At 58.2% G+C, this 14,606-nt stretch carries 15 protein-coding genes and 1 tRNA gene; all 16 read left to right on the top strand.

The window, feature by feature from the left end; all coding sequences use genetic code 11:
- Window positions 1-11: 11 nt before the first annotated feature.
- Window positions 12-770, top strand: a complete 759-nt coding sequence (gene tpiA / locus R6254_RS12330; protein ID WP_318407167.1) for a triose-phosphate isomerase — start codon at window positions 12-14, stop codon at window positions 768-770.
- Between the two features lie 33 nt (window positions 771-803).
- Complete coding sequence (gene secG / locus R6254_RS12325; RefSeq protein WP_318407165.1) at window positions 804-1,220, top strand: preprotein translocase subunit SecG; 417 nt, start codon at window positions 804-806, stop codon at window positions 1,218-1,220.
- Window positions 1,221-1,338: 118 nt separating this feature from the next.
- Window positions 1,339-1,423, top strand: a tRNA-Leu gene (locus tag R6254_RS12320).
- Between the two features lie 94 nt (window positions 1,424-1,517).
- Complete coding sequence (locus tag R6254_RS12315; protein ID WP_318407163.1) at window positions 1,518-1,877, top strand: NADH-quinone oxidoreductase subunit A; 360 nt, start codon at window positions 1,518-1,520, stop codon at window positions 1,875-1,877.
- Between the two features lie 49 nt (window positions 1,878-1,926).
- The gene (locus tag R6254_RS12310; protein WP_007864469.1) at window positions 1,927-2,406 is read left to right on the top strand and encodes a NuoB/complex I 20 kDa subunit family protein; all 480 of its coding nucleotides are present in this window, start codon (window positions 1,927-1,929) and stop codon (window positions 2,404-2,406) included.
- The gene (locus R6254_RS12305) at window positions 2,406-3,017 is read left to right on the top strand and encodes an NADH-quinone oxidoreductase subunit C (protein WP_318407160.1); all 612 of its coding nucleotides are present in this window, start codon (window positions 2,406-2,408) and stop codon (window positions 3,015-3,017) included. The genes R6254_RS12310 and R6254_RS12305 overlap by 1 nt, the downstream gene beginning before the upstream one ends.
- A 23-nt stretch (window positions 3,018-3,040) precedes the next feature.
- Window positions 3,041-4,294 (top strand): NADH-quinone oxidoreductase subunit D, encoded by a 1,254-nt coding sequence (locus tag R6254_RS12300; RefSeq protein ID WP_318407159.1) that lies wholly within the window; start codon window positions 3,041-3,043, stop codon window positions 4,292-4,294.
- Between the two features lie 43 nt (window positions 4,295-4,337).
- Complete coding sequence (gene nuoE / locus R6254_RS12295; protein WP_318407518.1) at window positions 4,338-4,826, top strand: NADH-quinone oxidoreductase subunit NuoE; 489 nt, start codon at window positions 4,338-4,340, stop codon at window positions 4,824-4,826.
- 2 nt (window positions 4,827-4,828) lie between these two features.
- Window positions 4,829-6,199, top strand: a complete 1,371-nt coding sequence (gene nuoF / locus R6254_RS12290; RefSeq protein WP_318407157.1) for an NADH-quinone oxidoreductase subunit NuoF — start codon at window positions 4,829-4,831, stop codon at window positions 6,197-6,199.
- A gap of 28 nt (window positions 6,200-6,227) precedes the next feature.
- Window positions 6,228-8,369 carry an NADH-quinone oxidoreductase subunit NuoG gene (gene nuoG, locus R6254_RS12285; protein ID WP_318407155.1) on the top strand — a complete coding sequence of 714 codons (2,142 nt, stop codon included), beginning with the start codon at window positions 6,228-6,230 and terminating at the stop codon, window positions 8,367-8,369.
- On the top strand, window positions 8,366-9,439 hold the full coding sequence (gene nuoH / locus R6254_RS12280) for an NADH-quinone oxidoreductase subunit NuoH (protein ID WP_318407154.1): 1,074 nt from the start codon (window positions 8,366-8,368) through the stop codon (window positions 9,437-9,439). Before nuoG ends, nuoH begins: the two co-directional genes overlap by 4 nt.
- Before the next feature lie 4 nt (window positions 9,440-9,443).
- Window positions 9,444-9,941, top strand: a complete 498-nt coding sequence (nuoI, locus tag R6254_RS12275) for an NADH-quinone oxidoreductase subunit NuoI (protein ID WP_318407152.1) — start codon at window positions 9,444-9,446, stop codon at window positions 9,939-9,941.
- A 42-nt stretch (window positions 9,942-9,983) separates the two neighbouring features.
- Window positions 9,984-10,631 carry an NADH-quinone oxidoreductase subunit J gene (locus R6254_RS12270; protein ID WP_318407150.1) on the top strand — a complete coding sequence of 216 codons (648 nt, stop codon included), beginning with the start codon at window positions 9,984-9,986 and terminating at the stop codon, window positions 10,629-10,631.
- Window positions 10,628-10,936 (top strand): NADH-quinone oxidoreductase subunit NuoK, encoded by a 309-nt coding sequence (gene nuoK, locus R6254_RS12265; protein ID WP_318407148.1) that lies wholly within the window; start codon window positions 10,628-10,630, stop codon window positions 10,934-10,936. The genes R6254_RS12270 and nuoK overlap by 4 nt, the downstream gene beginning before the upstream one ends.
- A 93-nt stretch (window positions 10,937-11,029) precedes the next feature.
- Window positions 11,030-13,087, top strand: a complete 2,058-nt coding sequence (gene nuoL, locus R6254_RS12260) for an NADH-quinone oxidoreductase subunit L (RefSeq protein WP_318407146.1) — start codon at window positions 11,030-11,032, stop codon at window positions 13,085-13,087.
- A 21-nt stretch (window positions 13,088-13,108) separates the two neighbouring features.
- Complete coding sequence (locus R6254_RS12255) at window positions 13,109-14,584, top strand: NADH-quinone oxidoreductase subunit M (protein WP_318407144.1); 1,476 nt, start codon at window positions 13,109-13,111, stop codon at window positions 14,582-14,584.
- Window positions 14,585-14,606: the final 22 nt, after the last annotated feature.

Genomic DNA, 14,606 nt, shown 5'->3' with positions numbered 1-14,606 from the left:
CATCCAAGGCCATGAAAAAGCTGATTGCGGGAAACTGGAAGATGAATGGCAGCCTGGCTGCCAACGAGGCTTTGCTGCGCGACATGCTGGCAGCTTTGCCGGCGCCACTGCCTTGTGAGGTCGCGCTGTGCATTCCTGCACCCTATCTGGCGCAATTTCAGGCCTTGGCTGGGGCTTTGCCGGGGCTGTCTTCGATTGGTTTGGGCGCGCAGGACGTGTCGAGCCAGGTCGCGGGTGCGTTCACCGGTGAAGTCAGTGCGTCCATGCTCAAGGAGTTCGGCTGCCGTTATGTCATCGTGGGCCATTCCGAGCGTCGCCAATACCACGGGGAAACCGATGGGGTGGTGGCGCAGAAGGCCCAGCAAGCCTTGGCCGCAGGGGTGACGCCAATTGTGTGTGTCGGCGAAACGCTGGCCGAGCGTGAGGCCGGGCAGACGCAAGCCGTCGTCAAGCGTCAGCTGGCGGCTGTGATTCATGCCAACGGTCATTGCATCAGCGAAATCGTGGTGGCGTATGAACCGGTCTGGGCCATAGGCACGGGCAAAACCGCGACGCCCGAAGAGGCGCAGGCGGTGCATGCCGTGTTGCGGCTCCAGCTCAAGGCGGCGACCGATCAGGCCGCGCGCGTGAAAATTTTGTACGGCGGCAGCATGAATGCGTCCAACGCCGCTGCGCTGCTGGGTCAAGCCGATATCGATGGAGGCCTGATTGGCGGCGCGTCGCTCAAGGCCCCGGACTTTTTGAAAATTATTGCTGCAACCGCCATTTGACGGGCGCGGACCGCTATTAAATTAGGAGTTGATATGAATGTTTGGTTAACCGTTGTTTTGGTGATTCAGATGCTTTCCGCACTGGGCATGATTGGTTTGATCCTGGTGCAGCACGGCAAGGGCGCCGACATGGGTGCAGCCTTTGGCAGTGGCGGCTCGGGCAGCCTGTTCGGCGCCAGTGGTAGTGCCAACTTCCTGTCGCGCACAACGGCGGTGCTGGCTGCGGTGTTTTTTGTCTGCACCCTGGCGCTGGCCTACTTCAGCAACGCACGTCCGCAAACCGGCTCCAGCGTGCTGGAAGGCTCTGCCTTGACCGCCCCTGCACCCGCATCCGCCGCTTCTGGTGCTGCGCAAATTCCGGGGACCGCTGTCCCAGCGACCGGCACCGGTGCCTCAACCGTGCCGGTTGCACCCGCAACCCCAGGCGCAGGTCAAATCCCGACGAAATAGCGCGAGAAAGACTTCGCGCCGCACTGGGCGCAGTGCAATTTCAGGGTAAACTCTAAGACTGTCCGGAAAGCTAAAAATCGCAAGATTTCCTCATGCCATCCGGACACAACTTAAAACCGCGGACGTGGTGAAATTGGTAGACACGCTATCTTGAGGGGGTAGTGGCGAAAGCTGTGCGAGTTCGAGTCTCGCCGTCCGCACCATTTATGGTGATCTGTCTTGCGCACGCAAGAGTGGGTTGCCTGAAGCAGCAAACTGGCCCAACTGCAAAGGCGGCTTCCAGAAGTTGAATCGACAATGAACCTCGACCAATACCTTCCTGTCCTGTTGTTTATTCTGGTGGGCGTTGCTGTCGGCGTTGTACCCCAGGTTTTGGGTCGTCTGCTGGGTCCGCACAAGCCGGACAGCGAAAAAAATTCCCCTTACGAGTGCGGCTTCGAGGCGTTTGAAGATGCCCGCATGAAATTCGATGTGCGCTACTACCTGGTCGCCATCCTGTTTATTCTTTTTGACCTTGAAATTGCCTTCCTGTTTCCATGGGCCGTGGCGCTCAAGGAAGTTGGTGCGGTGGGTTTTTGGTCCGTGATGGTTTTCCTGGGCATTCTGGTCGTGGGTTTTGTCTACGAGTGGAAAAAAGGTGCGCTGGACTGGGAATAGATAGCCACGATTCAGCGGCAGCGCAAGCTTCCGCCACAAAGGTACGGGTATGTCACTAGAAGGTGTTTTTAACGAAGGCTTCATGACCACGAGTTACGACTCGGTGGTCAATTGGGCCAAGACGGGTTCGCTCTGGCCCATGACATTTGGTCTGGCCTGTTGTGCCGTCGAGATGATGCATGCCGGTGCTGCACGTTATGACCTCGACCGTTTCGGCATGTTGTTCCGTCCCAGCCCGCGCCAGTCCGACCTGATGATCGTGGCCGGTACGCTGTGCAACAAGATGGGGCCAGCCCTGCGCAAGGTCTACGACCAGATGTCCGAGCCACGTTGGGTCTTGTCCATGGGTTCGTGCGCCAACGGCGGTGGTTATTACCACTACAGTTATTCGGTCGTGCGCGGCTGTGACCGCATTGTCCCGGTCGATGTTTATGTGCCAGGTTGCCCGCCCACGGCCGAAGCGCTGATGTACGGCATTATTCAACTGCAGCAAAAAATTCGCCGCACCAACACCATTGCGAGGGCGTAATGGGGCCTTTGCATCCCGCTTCTGCTGAACAGCTCGCAGACATTGTTGCTGCTGCCCTGGGTGAAAAAGCCAAACGCACCACGGTGGCGCTCGGTGAGCTGACCGTGGTGGTGGCCGCAGCCGACTACCATGCTGCCGCCCTGATCTTGCGCGACACCCCAGGTTGCCAGTTCGAGCAAATGATTGACCTGTGCGGTGTGGATTATTCCGAATACGCCGAAGGGCGTTACGACGGCCGGCGTTTTTGTGTGGTCTCCCACTTGTTGTCCATCAGCCTGAACCAGCGCGTGCGGCTCAAGGTTTTCTGTGACGACGACGATTTCCCGGTGGTGGCGTCGATCAACGATGTGTGGAATGCCGCCAACTGGTTCGAACGCGAGGCCTTTGACCTGTTCGGTATCATTTTTGAAGGTCACAACGACCTGCGTCGCATCCTGACTGACTACGGTTTTATCGGTCATCCTTTCCGCAAGGACTTCCCGACAACGGGTTATGTCGAAATGCGTTACGACCCCGAGCAGAAACGTGTGATTTACCAGCCGGTGACGATTGAGCCCCGCGAAATCACGCCGCGCGTGATTCGTGAAGACAACTACGGTGGCCTGCAGTAAGCGGCGCCGGCAAGAGATACGACATGGCTGAAATCAAAAACTACACGCTCAACTTCGGGCCGCAACACCCTGCGGCCCACGGTGTGCTGCGCCTTGTGCTCGAACTCGACGGCGAAGTGATCCAGCGCGCCGACCCGCACATCGGCCTGTTGCACCGCGCCACGGAAAAACTGGCTGAAAGCAAAACCTACATCCAGTCGCTGCCTTACATGGATCGGCTCGATTACGTGTCCATGATGTCCAACGAGCATGCGTATTGCCTGGCCATCGAAAAACTCATCGGTGTGGACGTGCCGGTGCGCGCGCAATACATCCGTGTGATGTTCTCCGAAATCACGCGTCTGCTCAATCACCTGTTGTGGCTGGGCGCGCACGGTTTCGACTGCGGTGCGATGAACATCCTGATTTATTGCTTCCGCGAACGTGAGGCCTTGTTCGACATGTATGAAGCCGTCTCCGGCGCGCGTATGCATGCCGCGTATTTTCGGCCGGGCGGTGTGTACCGCGACCTGCCGGAAACCATGCCGCAGTACAAGGTCAGCAAAGTCAAGAACGCCAAGGCGATTGCCGCGCTCAACGAGAACCGCCAGGGTTCGCTGCTCGACTTCATTGACGACTTCAGCACCAAGTTCCCCAAGCTGGTCGACGAATACGAAACCCTGTTGACAGACAACCGCATCTGGAAGCAGCGCACCGTTGGTGTCGGTGTGGTGTCGCCCGAACGCGCACTGAACCTGGGCTTTACCGGGCCCATGTTGCGCGGCTCTGGTTTTGCCTGGGACTTGCGCAAGCAGCAGCCGTATGACGTGTACGCGCAGATGGATTTTGACGTGCCGGTTGGAAAAACAGGCGACTGTTATGACCGCTACTTGGTGCGTATTGAAGAAATGCGCCAGTCGAATCGCATCATCAAACAATGTGTGGACTGGCTGCGCGTCAATCCCGGCCCGGTGATCACCAGCAACCACAAAGTGGCTGCGCCCGATCGCGAGTCGATGAAATCCAATATGGAAGAGTTGATCCACCACTTCAAGTTGTTCACCGAAGGCTTTCATGTGCCTGAAGGTGAGGCTTATGCGGCGGTGGAACATCCCAAGGGGGAGTTCGGCATCTACATCGTCAGCGATGGTGCCAACAAACCTTATCGCCTGAAGATCCGTCCACCGGGTTTTCCGCACCTGGCCGCCATGGATGAAATGTCGCGTGGGCACATGATTGCCGACGCCGTTGCCGTGATCGGCACGATGGACATTGTGTTTGGTGAAATTGACCGATGAAAAGCTGTTGCGCAGCTCGCTACGCTGTTGGGAGCATGGAGTGATATTGTCTGAACAAACCATAACGCGCTTCGACCGCGAAGTCGTCAAGTACCCGGCCGACCAGAAGCAGTCTGCCGTCATGGCCTGCCTGGCCATCGTCCAGCAGGAGCAGGGTTTTGTCAGCGCCGAGAGTGAAAAGCTGGTCGCCGACTACCTCGGCATGGCGCCGATCGCCGTGCACGAAGTCACGACCTTCTACAACATGTACAACCAGAAGCCGATGGGCAAGTACAAGCTCAACGTCTGCACCAACCTGCCTTGCCAGTTGCGCGACGGCACCAAGGCGCTGGCCTACCTGGAGCACAAGCTCGGGGTCACCATGGGCGGCACGACCGACGACGGTTTGTTCACCCTGCAGCAGTCCGAGTGCCTGGGTGCCTGTGCTGATTCTCCGGTGATGCTGGTCAACGACCTGACCATGTGCAGCTTCATGAGCAATGAAAAGCTTGACCAATTGATCGATGGCCTTAAATCCGCCGAGGCGAAATAACCATGTCCGCTTCTGCATCCACAGCTGCTTCCAGCCTTCTTGCCCAGTTTGAGGCCACCGGCGTTCAGACCTCCTTCCATGGCCGGCACATCAACCCGCAAATCATGGCGGGCCTGGATGGCACCAACTGGCGCCTGAAAGACTACGAGGCGCGCGGCGGCTACCAGGCCTTGCGCAAGATTTTGGGCAAGGACGGCGGCGAGCCCATGACGCAGGACCAGGTGATCGCCGAGGTCAAGGCCGGCAGCTTGCGCGGCCGCGGCGGCGCCGGTTTTCCGACCGGCCTGAAGTGGAGTTTCATGCCGCGCCAGTTTCCCGGCCAGAAGTACCTGGTTTGCAACTCGGACGAAGGCGAGCCGGGCACGGCCAAAGACCGCGACATCATGCAGTACAACCCGCACATCGTCATCGAAGGCATGGCGATTGCGGCGTATGCGATGGGCATCAGCGTCGGCTACAACTACATCCACGGCGAAATTTTTGCAACCTACCGGCGTTTCGAAGAAGCGCTGGAAGAAGCGCGTGCCGCCGGTTTGTTGGGCGACAACATCCTGGGCAGCAACTACAGCTTCCAGTTGCATGCGGCCCATGGCTTCGGTGCCTACATCTGCGGCGAAGAAACCGCCTTGCTCGAATCGCTGGAAGGCAAAAAAGGCCAGCCGCGTTTCAAACCGCCATTCCCGGCAAGTTTTGGTTTGTACGGCAAGCCGACGACCATCAACAACACCGAAACCTTTGCCGCTGTGCCCTGGATCATCCGCAATGGTGGTCAGGCTTATCTGGAATGCGGCAAGCCCAACAATGGCGGCACCAAGATTTTCACCATCAGCGGTGATGTCGAGCGCCCCGGCAATTACGAAATCCCCATGGGCACGCCGTTTGCCAAGCTGCTGGAACTTGCCGGCGGCATGCGCGGCGGGCGCAAGCTCAAGGCCGTGATTCCCGGCGGCTCCTCCATGCCGGTGTTACCTGCCGACATCATGATGGCCACCGACATGGACTATGACTCGATAGCCAAGGCCGGCTCCATGCTGGGCTCAGGCGCTGTCATCGTGATGGACGAAACCCGCTGCATGGTGAAAAGCCTGCTGCGTCTGTCTTATTTCTACATGCACGAAAGCTGCGGCCAGTGCACACCCTGCCGCGAAGGCACGGGCTGGCTCTGGCGCATGGTGAATCGCATCGAAAACGGGCAGGGCCGCGAAAGCGACCTCGAGATGCTGAATTCGATTTCAGACAATATCCAGGGACGCACGATTTGCGCCCTCGGCGATGCCGCCGCGATGCCGGTGCGCGCGATGATCAAGCACTTCCGTGCCGAGTTTGAGCACCACATCACCCACAAGACCTGTCTGGTCCCGGTTTACGCCTGACACGCGCCCCCTCTAAAAGCAATTCACCATGGTTGAAATCCAACTCGACGGTCAGAAAGTGGAAGTGCTCGAAGGCAGCACGGTCATGCACGCGGCTGAAAAAGCCGGCACTTACATTCCGCATTTTTGTTATCACAAGAAACTCAGCATCGCGGCCAATTGCCGCATGTGCCTGGTCGATGTCGAAAAAGCGCCCAAGCCCATGCCGGCCTGCGCCACGCCCGTGACGCAGGGCATGGTTGTGCACACCAAGAGCGACAAAGCCATCAAGGCCCAAAAAGGCGTGATGGAGTTTTTGCTGATCAACCACCCGCTGGATTGCCCGATCTGCGACCAGGGCGGCGAATGCCAATTGCAGGACTTGGCCGTGGGTTATGGCGGCAGCGGTTCGCGTTACGAAGAAGAAAAACGCGTGGTTTTCCACAAGGACGTGGGCCCGCTGATCTCGATGGAAGAGATGAGCCGTTGCATTCACTGCACCCGCTGCGTGCGTTTCGGCCAGGAAGTGGCCGGCGTGATGGAGCTGGGCATGTCGCACCGCGGCGAACATGCAGAGATTGAAACCTTTGTCGGCATGTCGGTGGACTCTGAACTGTCCGGCAACATGATCGACATTTGCCCGGTGGGCGCGTTGACCAGCAAACCTTTCCGCTACAGCGCCCGCACTTGGGAGCTGTCACGCCGCAAGTCGGTCAGCCCGCATGACTCCACGGGTGCCAACCTGGTGATCCAGGTCAAGAACAACCAGGTCATGCGTGTGGTGCCGCTGGAAAACGAAGATATCAACGAGTGCTGGATTGCCGACCGTGACCGTTTCTCCTACGAAGCCCTGAACAGCGACGAACGCCTGAAGACACCCATGCTCAAGCAGGGCGGTGAGTGGAAAGCCGTTGACTGGCAGACCGCGCTTGAATATGTGGCCAACGGCCTGAAACAAATCAAGGCCGACCACGGCGCTGAAAGTATTGGCACCTTGGCCAGCCCACACAGCACGCTGGAAGAGTTGTACCTGGCGGCTTCGTTGATGCGCGGCCTGGGCAGTGACAACATCGACTACCGCCTGCGCAGCGCCGAGTTTGCCCCCGCGCAGACCGTGCGCTGGCTGGGCACATCGATTGCTTCGCTGTCGCAACTGCAGCGTGTGCTGGTTGTCGGCTCGAACCTGCGCAAGGACCATCCGCTGTTTGCACAACGAATTCGGCAGTCTGTCCGCAAGGGATGTGCGCTGAGTGCTATTAATTCCGTAGCGGAACTGGCGTCGGTCGACGCCTGGGCCATGCCCGTCGCCAACAGCCTGCAGGTCGATCCGGCCGCCTGGGTGCAAGCGCTGGCCGATGTGGCTGCGGCCATAGCGGCAGAGAAGGGTGTTGCGGCGCCAGCCTCCGGACAGGCCAGCGAGTCCGCCAAGGCGATTGCCCAATCCCTGCTGGGTGGCGAACGCAAAGCTATTTTGCTGGGTAACGCGGCTGCACATCACGCCAACGCGAGCAGCCTCCTGAATCTGGCCAACTGGATCGCCGAACAAACCGGCGCCAGCGTGGGTTATCTGACGGAAGCCGCCAACACCGTGGGTGCGCAGCTGGCCGGTGCCTTACCGGCTGACAAAGGTCTGGATGCGGGTCAAATGCTGGCTGGCAAACTCAAGGCCGTGCTCCTGCTGGGCAATGAACCTGAATTTGATTCGGCCGCCGGTGTATCCGCCAAGGCTTCGCTCAATGCCTCCCACATGGTGGTGACCCTGAGCCCGTTCAAGGCCAATATGGCGTTCAGCGACGTGTTGCTGCCGATTGCGCCTTTCACGGAAACACCAGGCACGTTTGTGAACGCCGAAGGCCGCGTGCAGAGTTTTCATGCGGTGGTCAAGCCTTTGGGCGAAACACGCCCCGCCTGGAAAGTCTTGCGTGTGTTGGCGAATTTGCTTGATTTGCCCGGCTTTGATTTCGAGTCCGCGCAGGATGTGCTCAAGCAGATCCCGGGTGCCGAAGGCGCACAAGTGCCTGCAGACCGCCTGGGTAACAAGACCGAAGCTGGTATTCAACTGGCCGCAGGCGGCGCAGCCCCTGCCGTTGCCAGTATTTACCAGCTCGACAGTTTGGTCCGGCGCGCGACATCGCTGCAGCTGACCGCCGATGCGCGGCAGGCTGTCCATGTTGAAGGAGTGGCCGCATGATTGACGCGATTTTTGCCTTTGGCCAGGGTTTGATGGGCGGCATTTGGCCGGGCACGGTCTGGCCGGTTGTGTGGGCGCTGATCAAGATCGTCTGTGTGCTCCTGCCCCTGATGGGCTGTGTCGCCTACCTGACCTTGTGGGAGCGCAAGGCGATTGGTTTCACCCAGATCCGTCTGGGCCCAAACCGTGTCGGCCCATTTGGCCTGCTGCAGCCGATTGCCGATGCACTCAAGCTGCTGACCAAAGAAATCATCATGCCGACGGCGGCCAGCAAAGGCTTGTTTGTGCTGGGTCCCATCATGACCATCATGCCGGCGCTGGCGGCCTGGGCCGTGATTCCTTTCGGGCCCGAGATCGCGCTGGCCAACATCAATGCCGGCCTCTTGTTCCTGATGGCCATCACCTCGCTGGAGGTCTATGGCGTGATCATTGCGGGCTGGGCTTCCAACTCCAAATACGCGTTCCTGGGTGCCATGCGCGCTTCGGCGCAAATGATCAGCTACGAAATTGCGATGGGCTTCTGCCTGGTGGTGGTGCTCATGGTGTCGGGCAGCCTCAACATGACTGACATTGTGATGAGCCAAGGCAAGGGCAGCATGGCCAGCCAGGGCTGGACCTTCCTGTCGTGGAACTGGTTGCCGCTGTTGCCGATTTTTGTCGTGTATTTCATCTCCGGCCTGGCCGAGACCAACCGCCACCCGTTCGACGTGGTGGAAGGCGAGTCCGAAATCGTGGCGGGCCATATGGTCGAGTATTCGGGCATGGCTTTCGCAATGTTCTTCCTCGCCGAATACGCGAACATGTGGCTGGTCGCCATCCTGGCCGTGCTGCTGTTCCTGGGCGGCTGGTTGCCGCCTGTCGAAGCCCTGAGCTTCATTCCGGGCTGGATCTGGCTGGGTGCCAAGACCTTTGTCGTGGTCACCATGTTCTTGTGGGTGCGCGCCACCTTCCCGCGCTTCCGTTATGACCAGATCATGCGTCTGGGCTGGAAAATCTTCATTCCTGTGACCCTGGTCTGGCTGGTGGTCGTTGGGGCCTGGATGCAGACCCCTTACAACATCTGGAAATAGAGTTATGTCTGCAATCGCGTCCGTCAAGGATTTTGTGTCGAGCTTCATGCTCACCGAGCTGTTCAAGGGCATGGCCCTGACCGGCAAGTACATGTTCAGCCGGAAAATCACAATCCAGTTTCCGGAAGAAAAAACGCCGTTGAGCCCGCGTTTTCGCGGCCTGCATGCGCTGCGCCGTTATGACAACGGTGAAGAGCGTTGCATCGCCTGCAAGTTGTGCGAGGCGGTGTGTCCGGCCATGGCCATCACGATTGAGTCGGATGTGCGCGACGACGGCAGCCGTCGCACCTCGCGTTACGACATCGACCTGACCAAATGCATTTTTTGCGGCTTCTGCGAAGAAAGCTGCCCGGTGGACTCCATTGTTGAAACCCATATCTTTGAATACCACGGGGAAAAACGAGGCGACCTGTACTTCACCAAAGACATGTTGCTGGCGGTCGGTGACCGTTACGAAAAAGAAATTGCGGCCAACCGTGCCGCTGATGCCAAGTACCGCTGAACAAGACCAATAAGTAGTTGGCTCAAGAAAGATTCGCAGAACATGGACGCTAAAACAGGTCTCTTTTATGTCTTCGCCCTGGTGTTGCTGTTTGCCGCATTCAAGGTGATCACCGCCCGCAATCCGGTGCATGCCGCGCTGTATTTGGTCTTGGCCTTTTTCCAGGCGGCCGCCGTCTGGATTTTGCTGAAAGCCGAATTCCTCGCCATTACCCTGGTGCTGGTGTATGTCGGCGCCGTCATGGTGCTGTTCCTCTTTGTGGTGATGATGCTGGATGTCAATCTGGACGGTGTGCGCAAGGGCTTCTGGAAACATTTCCCCCTGGCCGCCACCGTGGGCGCCTTGATTGCACTGGAAATGGCCGCCGTCCTGATGGGTGGTTTTCGTCCCAGCCAGGAACCCAAGCCGGTGCTAGCGGTGGCCGGTGAGGTGGTCGCCCAGGTGTCGAACACCAAAGAGCTTGGCAAGGTGCTTTATTCGGAATACATCTACCCGCTGGAAATCGCGGCGGTGATTTTGCTGGTGGCCATCATTGCGGCCATTGCCTTGACCCTGCGCGAGCGCAAGGACTCCAAATACATCAATCCGGCCGACCAGATTCGCGTTAAACCCGGCGATCGGGTCCGTCTGGTCAAGATCAAGCCCACTGTTGCCGCACCTGTAGCGGCCGCTAACGAGGAGAAGGCATGATGGTCACGCTTGGACATTTCCTGACATTGGGCGCGATGTTGTTCGCGCTGTCGGTGATCGGCATTTTCCTGAACCGCAAGAACCTGATCGTGTTGCTGATGGCGATCGAGCTGATGCTGCTGGCGGTCAACATGAATTTCGTGGCGTTCTCCTACTACCTGAACGACATGGCCGGCCAGATCTTTGTCTTCTTCATCCTGACGGTTGCGGCTGCCGAATCGGCCATTGGTCTGGCGATTCTGGTGCTGCTGTTCCGTAACAAGTCCAGCATCAACGTGGACGAACTCAACACGCTCAAGGGTTAACTGAATGAACCCCCACGCTTTTCACTTCGTGTACACGCTGCCCCCCGAGGGGGCACAAACCGCCCTTGGGGCGCCCCTACGGACGGTTCAACAATGAGTCAAACCCTTTCCGCAGCCACGCTGTTGGTTGTTCCACTGGCGCCGCTGGCGGGCGCTTTGCTGGCCGGTATTTTTGGCACCACCTTTGGCGGCAACTGGATAGGCCGTCGCCTGTCGCATACGCTGACCATTCTGGGCGTGCTGGTTGCTTTCATCATCTCGGCCATGACGCTCAAAAGCGTGGCCATGGACGGCGCGCGTTTTAATGAAACGCTTTACACCTGGATGGTCGTCGGCAATCTGAAGATGGAAATCGGCTTTCTGGTCGACGGCCTGACGGCCATGATGATGTGTGTCGTGACCTTTGTCTCGCTGATGGTGCACATCTACACCATCGGCTATATGGAAGAGGACGAAGGTTACAACCGTTTCTTTGCCTACATCTCGCTGTTCACCTTCTCCATGCTGATGCTCGTCATGAGCAACAACATGCTGCAGCTTTTCTTCGGTTGGGAAGCCGTGGGCCTGGTGTCTTACCTGCTGATCGGCTTCTGGTTCAACAAACCCACTGCCATCTTCGCCAACATGAAGGCCTTCCTGGTCAACCGCGTTGGTGACTTCGGTTTTATCCTGGGCATTGGCCTGCTCGCGGCCTACGCCGGTTCGCTCAATTACACCGAGGTGTTTGCCAAATCCGGTGAGATCGCCAAGATCGGTTTCCCCGGAACCGACTGGATGTTGATCACCGTGATTTGCATCTGCCTGTTTATCGGCGCCATGGGCAAATCGGCCCAGTTCCCCTTGCATGTCTGGCTGCCAGATTCGATGGAAGGCCCGACACCTATCTCTGCGCTGATCCACGCCGCCACCATGGTGACGGCCGGTATCTTCATGGTGGCGCGTATGTCGCCGCTGTTCGAGCTGAGCGACACCGCCTTGAGTTTCATCATGGTGATTGGGGCGATCACGGCGTTGTTCATGGGTTTCCTGGGCATCATCCAGAACGACATCAAGCGCGTGGTGGCTTATTCGACCTTGTCGCAACTCGGCTACATGACGGTTGCCTTGGGCGCGTCCGCGTATTCCGTGGCGGTTTTCCACCTGATGACCCATGCGTTCTTCAAGGCCTTGCTGTTTCTGGCGGCAGGCTCGGTCATCATGGGTGTGCACCACAACCAGGACATCCGCTGGATGGGTGGTTTGCGCAAGTACATGCCCATCACCTGGATCACAGCCTTACTGGGCTCGCTGGCGCTGATCGGTACGCCGCTGTTTGCCGGCTTTTATTCGAAAGACAGCATCATTGAAGCGGTGCATGCCAGCCACTTGGCGGGTGCAGGCTTTGCCCATTTTGCGGTGCTGGCCGGTGTCTTTGTGACGGCGTTTTATTCCTTCCGCATGTATTTCCTGGTCTTCCACGGCAAGGAACGGTTCGATCAGAATCCCGACGCGCATCACCATGCTGCGGACGAGGAGCCTGATCCGCATCATCATCACGATGACCACCATGCACCGCATGAGTCGCCCTGGGTGGTGACCGCGCCGCTGATCCTGCTGGCCATTCCTTCGGTGGTGATCGGTTTCATCACCATCCAGCCCATGTTGTTTGGTGACTTCTTCAAAGACGCGATTGTGGTTGACGCGAGCAAACACCCGGCCATGGCCGAGCTGGCGGAAATGTTCCATGGGCCGGCCCAGATGGCGCTGCACGGCCTGATGACCGCGCCGTTCTGGCTGGCATTGGCCGGTGTGGTCGCGGCCTGGTATATGTACCTGATCAACCCGGCCTTGCCGGCAGCGATCAAGCGCCGTGTCGAACCCCTCTACACCTTGCTCGAGAACAAGTACTACATGGACTGGTTCAACGAAAACGTGGTGGCCCGCGGCACACGCGCCCTGGGTACCGGCCTCTGGAAGGGCGGTGACGAGAAGATCATCGACGGCGCCCTGGTTAACGGCTCCTGGAAGCTGGTGAGTTGGATATCGGGGGTGGTGCGCAAGGTGCAGACCGGTTACATCTACCACTACGCCTTGGCCATGATTCTTGGCATCTTTATTTTGATCAGCTATTTCGCGACCTGGCCGATGATCAAAGAACTGCTCAACAAATAAGCGACAAGGAGAAGAATAAAAATGGGATTGTTGAGCCTTGCCATCTGGACGCCGATCATTTTCGGCGTCGTCTTGCTGGCACTCGGACGTGACGACCAGGCGCGCAGTGTGCGCTGGATCGCACTGATTGGTGCCCTTGTCAGTTTTCTGGTGACCCTTCCGCTGTATGGCGGGTTTGAGCTGGGCACGCCGGCGATGCAGTTTGTCGAAAAGGCAGTCTGGATCGAGCGTTTTGATGTCAATTACCACCTCGGCGTGGACGGCATTTCGCTGTGGTTTGTGTTGTTGACGGCGTTTATCAACGTGGTGGTCATCATCGCCAGTTGGGAATCCATCACGACCCGCGTCAACCAGTACATGGCGTCCTTTCTGGTGCTCAGTGGATTGATGATCGGCGTTTTCTCGGCGCTGGATGGCATGCTGTTTTATGTGTTTTTCGAGGCGACGCTGATACCGATGTACCTGATCATCGGCATCTGGGGCGGCCCGAAAAAGATCTACGCGGCGTTCAAGTTTTTTCTCTACACACTGCTCGGCTCCTTGTTGATGCTGATCGCGCTGATTTTTCTGTACGTCAAGTCGATTGGCAGTTTTGACCTCGCGACCTGGTACACGCTGCCTTTGAGCGGCAAGGAGCAAACCTTTCTTTTCTTCGCCTTCTTTGCGGCTTTTGCGGTGAAGGTGCCGATGTGGCCAGTCCATACCTGGCTGCCCGATGTGCACGTTGAAGCGCCTACCGGTGGTTCCGCAGTGCTGGCAGCCATCATGCTCAAGCTGGGTGCTTACGGCTTTCTGCGTTTTTCGATGCCGATTGCGCCCGACGCCGCGCGTGAGTGGGCCTGGCTGATGATTGCGCTGTCGCTGATTGCTGTGATCTACGTCGGCCTGGTGGCCATGGTCCAGCAGGACATGAAAAAGCTGGTGGCCTATTCGTCCGTCGCGCACATGGGTTTTGTGACCCTGGGCTTCTTTATCTTCAATGACATCGGTGTTTCCGGCGGCATTGTGCAGATGATTGCCCACGGTTTTGTGTCAGGGGCGATGTTCCTGTGCATCGGCGTGTTGTACGACCGGGTGCATTCGCGCGAAATTGCGAGTTACGGCGGGGTGGTCAACACCATGCCCAAGTTCGCCGCCTTTGCGCTGCTGTTCGCCATGGCCAACTGCGGCTTGCCTGCCACGGCTGGTTTTGTGGGTGAGTGGATGGTCATCCTGGGCGCGATCAAGTACAACTTCTGGATTGGCCTGGCTGCGTCCACGGCACTGATCTTTGGCGCTGCCTACACCTTGTGGATGTACAAACGTGTGTACCTCGGTCCCGTCGTCAATGACGATGTCAAAGGACTGAGCGACATCAATGCCCGCGAGTTCCTGATGTTGTCCCTGCTGGCGATTGCCGTGATGGTCATGGGCATCTATCCCAAGCCCTTCACCGATGTGATGGACAGTTCGGTTGCCGGCCTGCTCAAGCACGTCGCGATCTCCAAACTGCAATAAGCAACCCTTCCAAAGAATTCAG

This window comes from Polaromonas potterensis (assembly GCF_033446725.1).
Taxonomy (GTDB): Bacteria; Pseudomonadota; Gammaproteobacteria; order Burkholderiales; family Burkholderiaceae_C; genus Polaromonas.
Note: the sequence above shows the minus strand (reverse complement) of the source record. Positions and strands in the feature narration are given on the sequence as shown.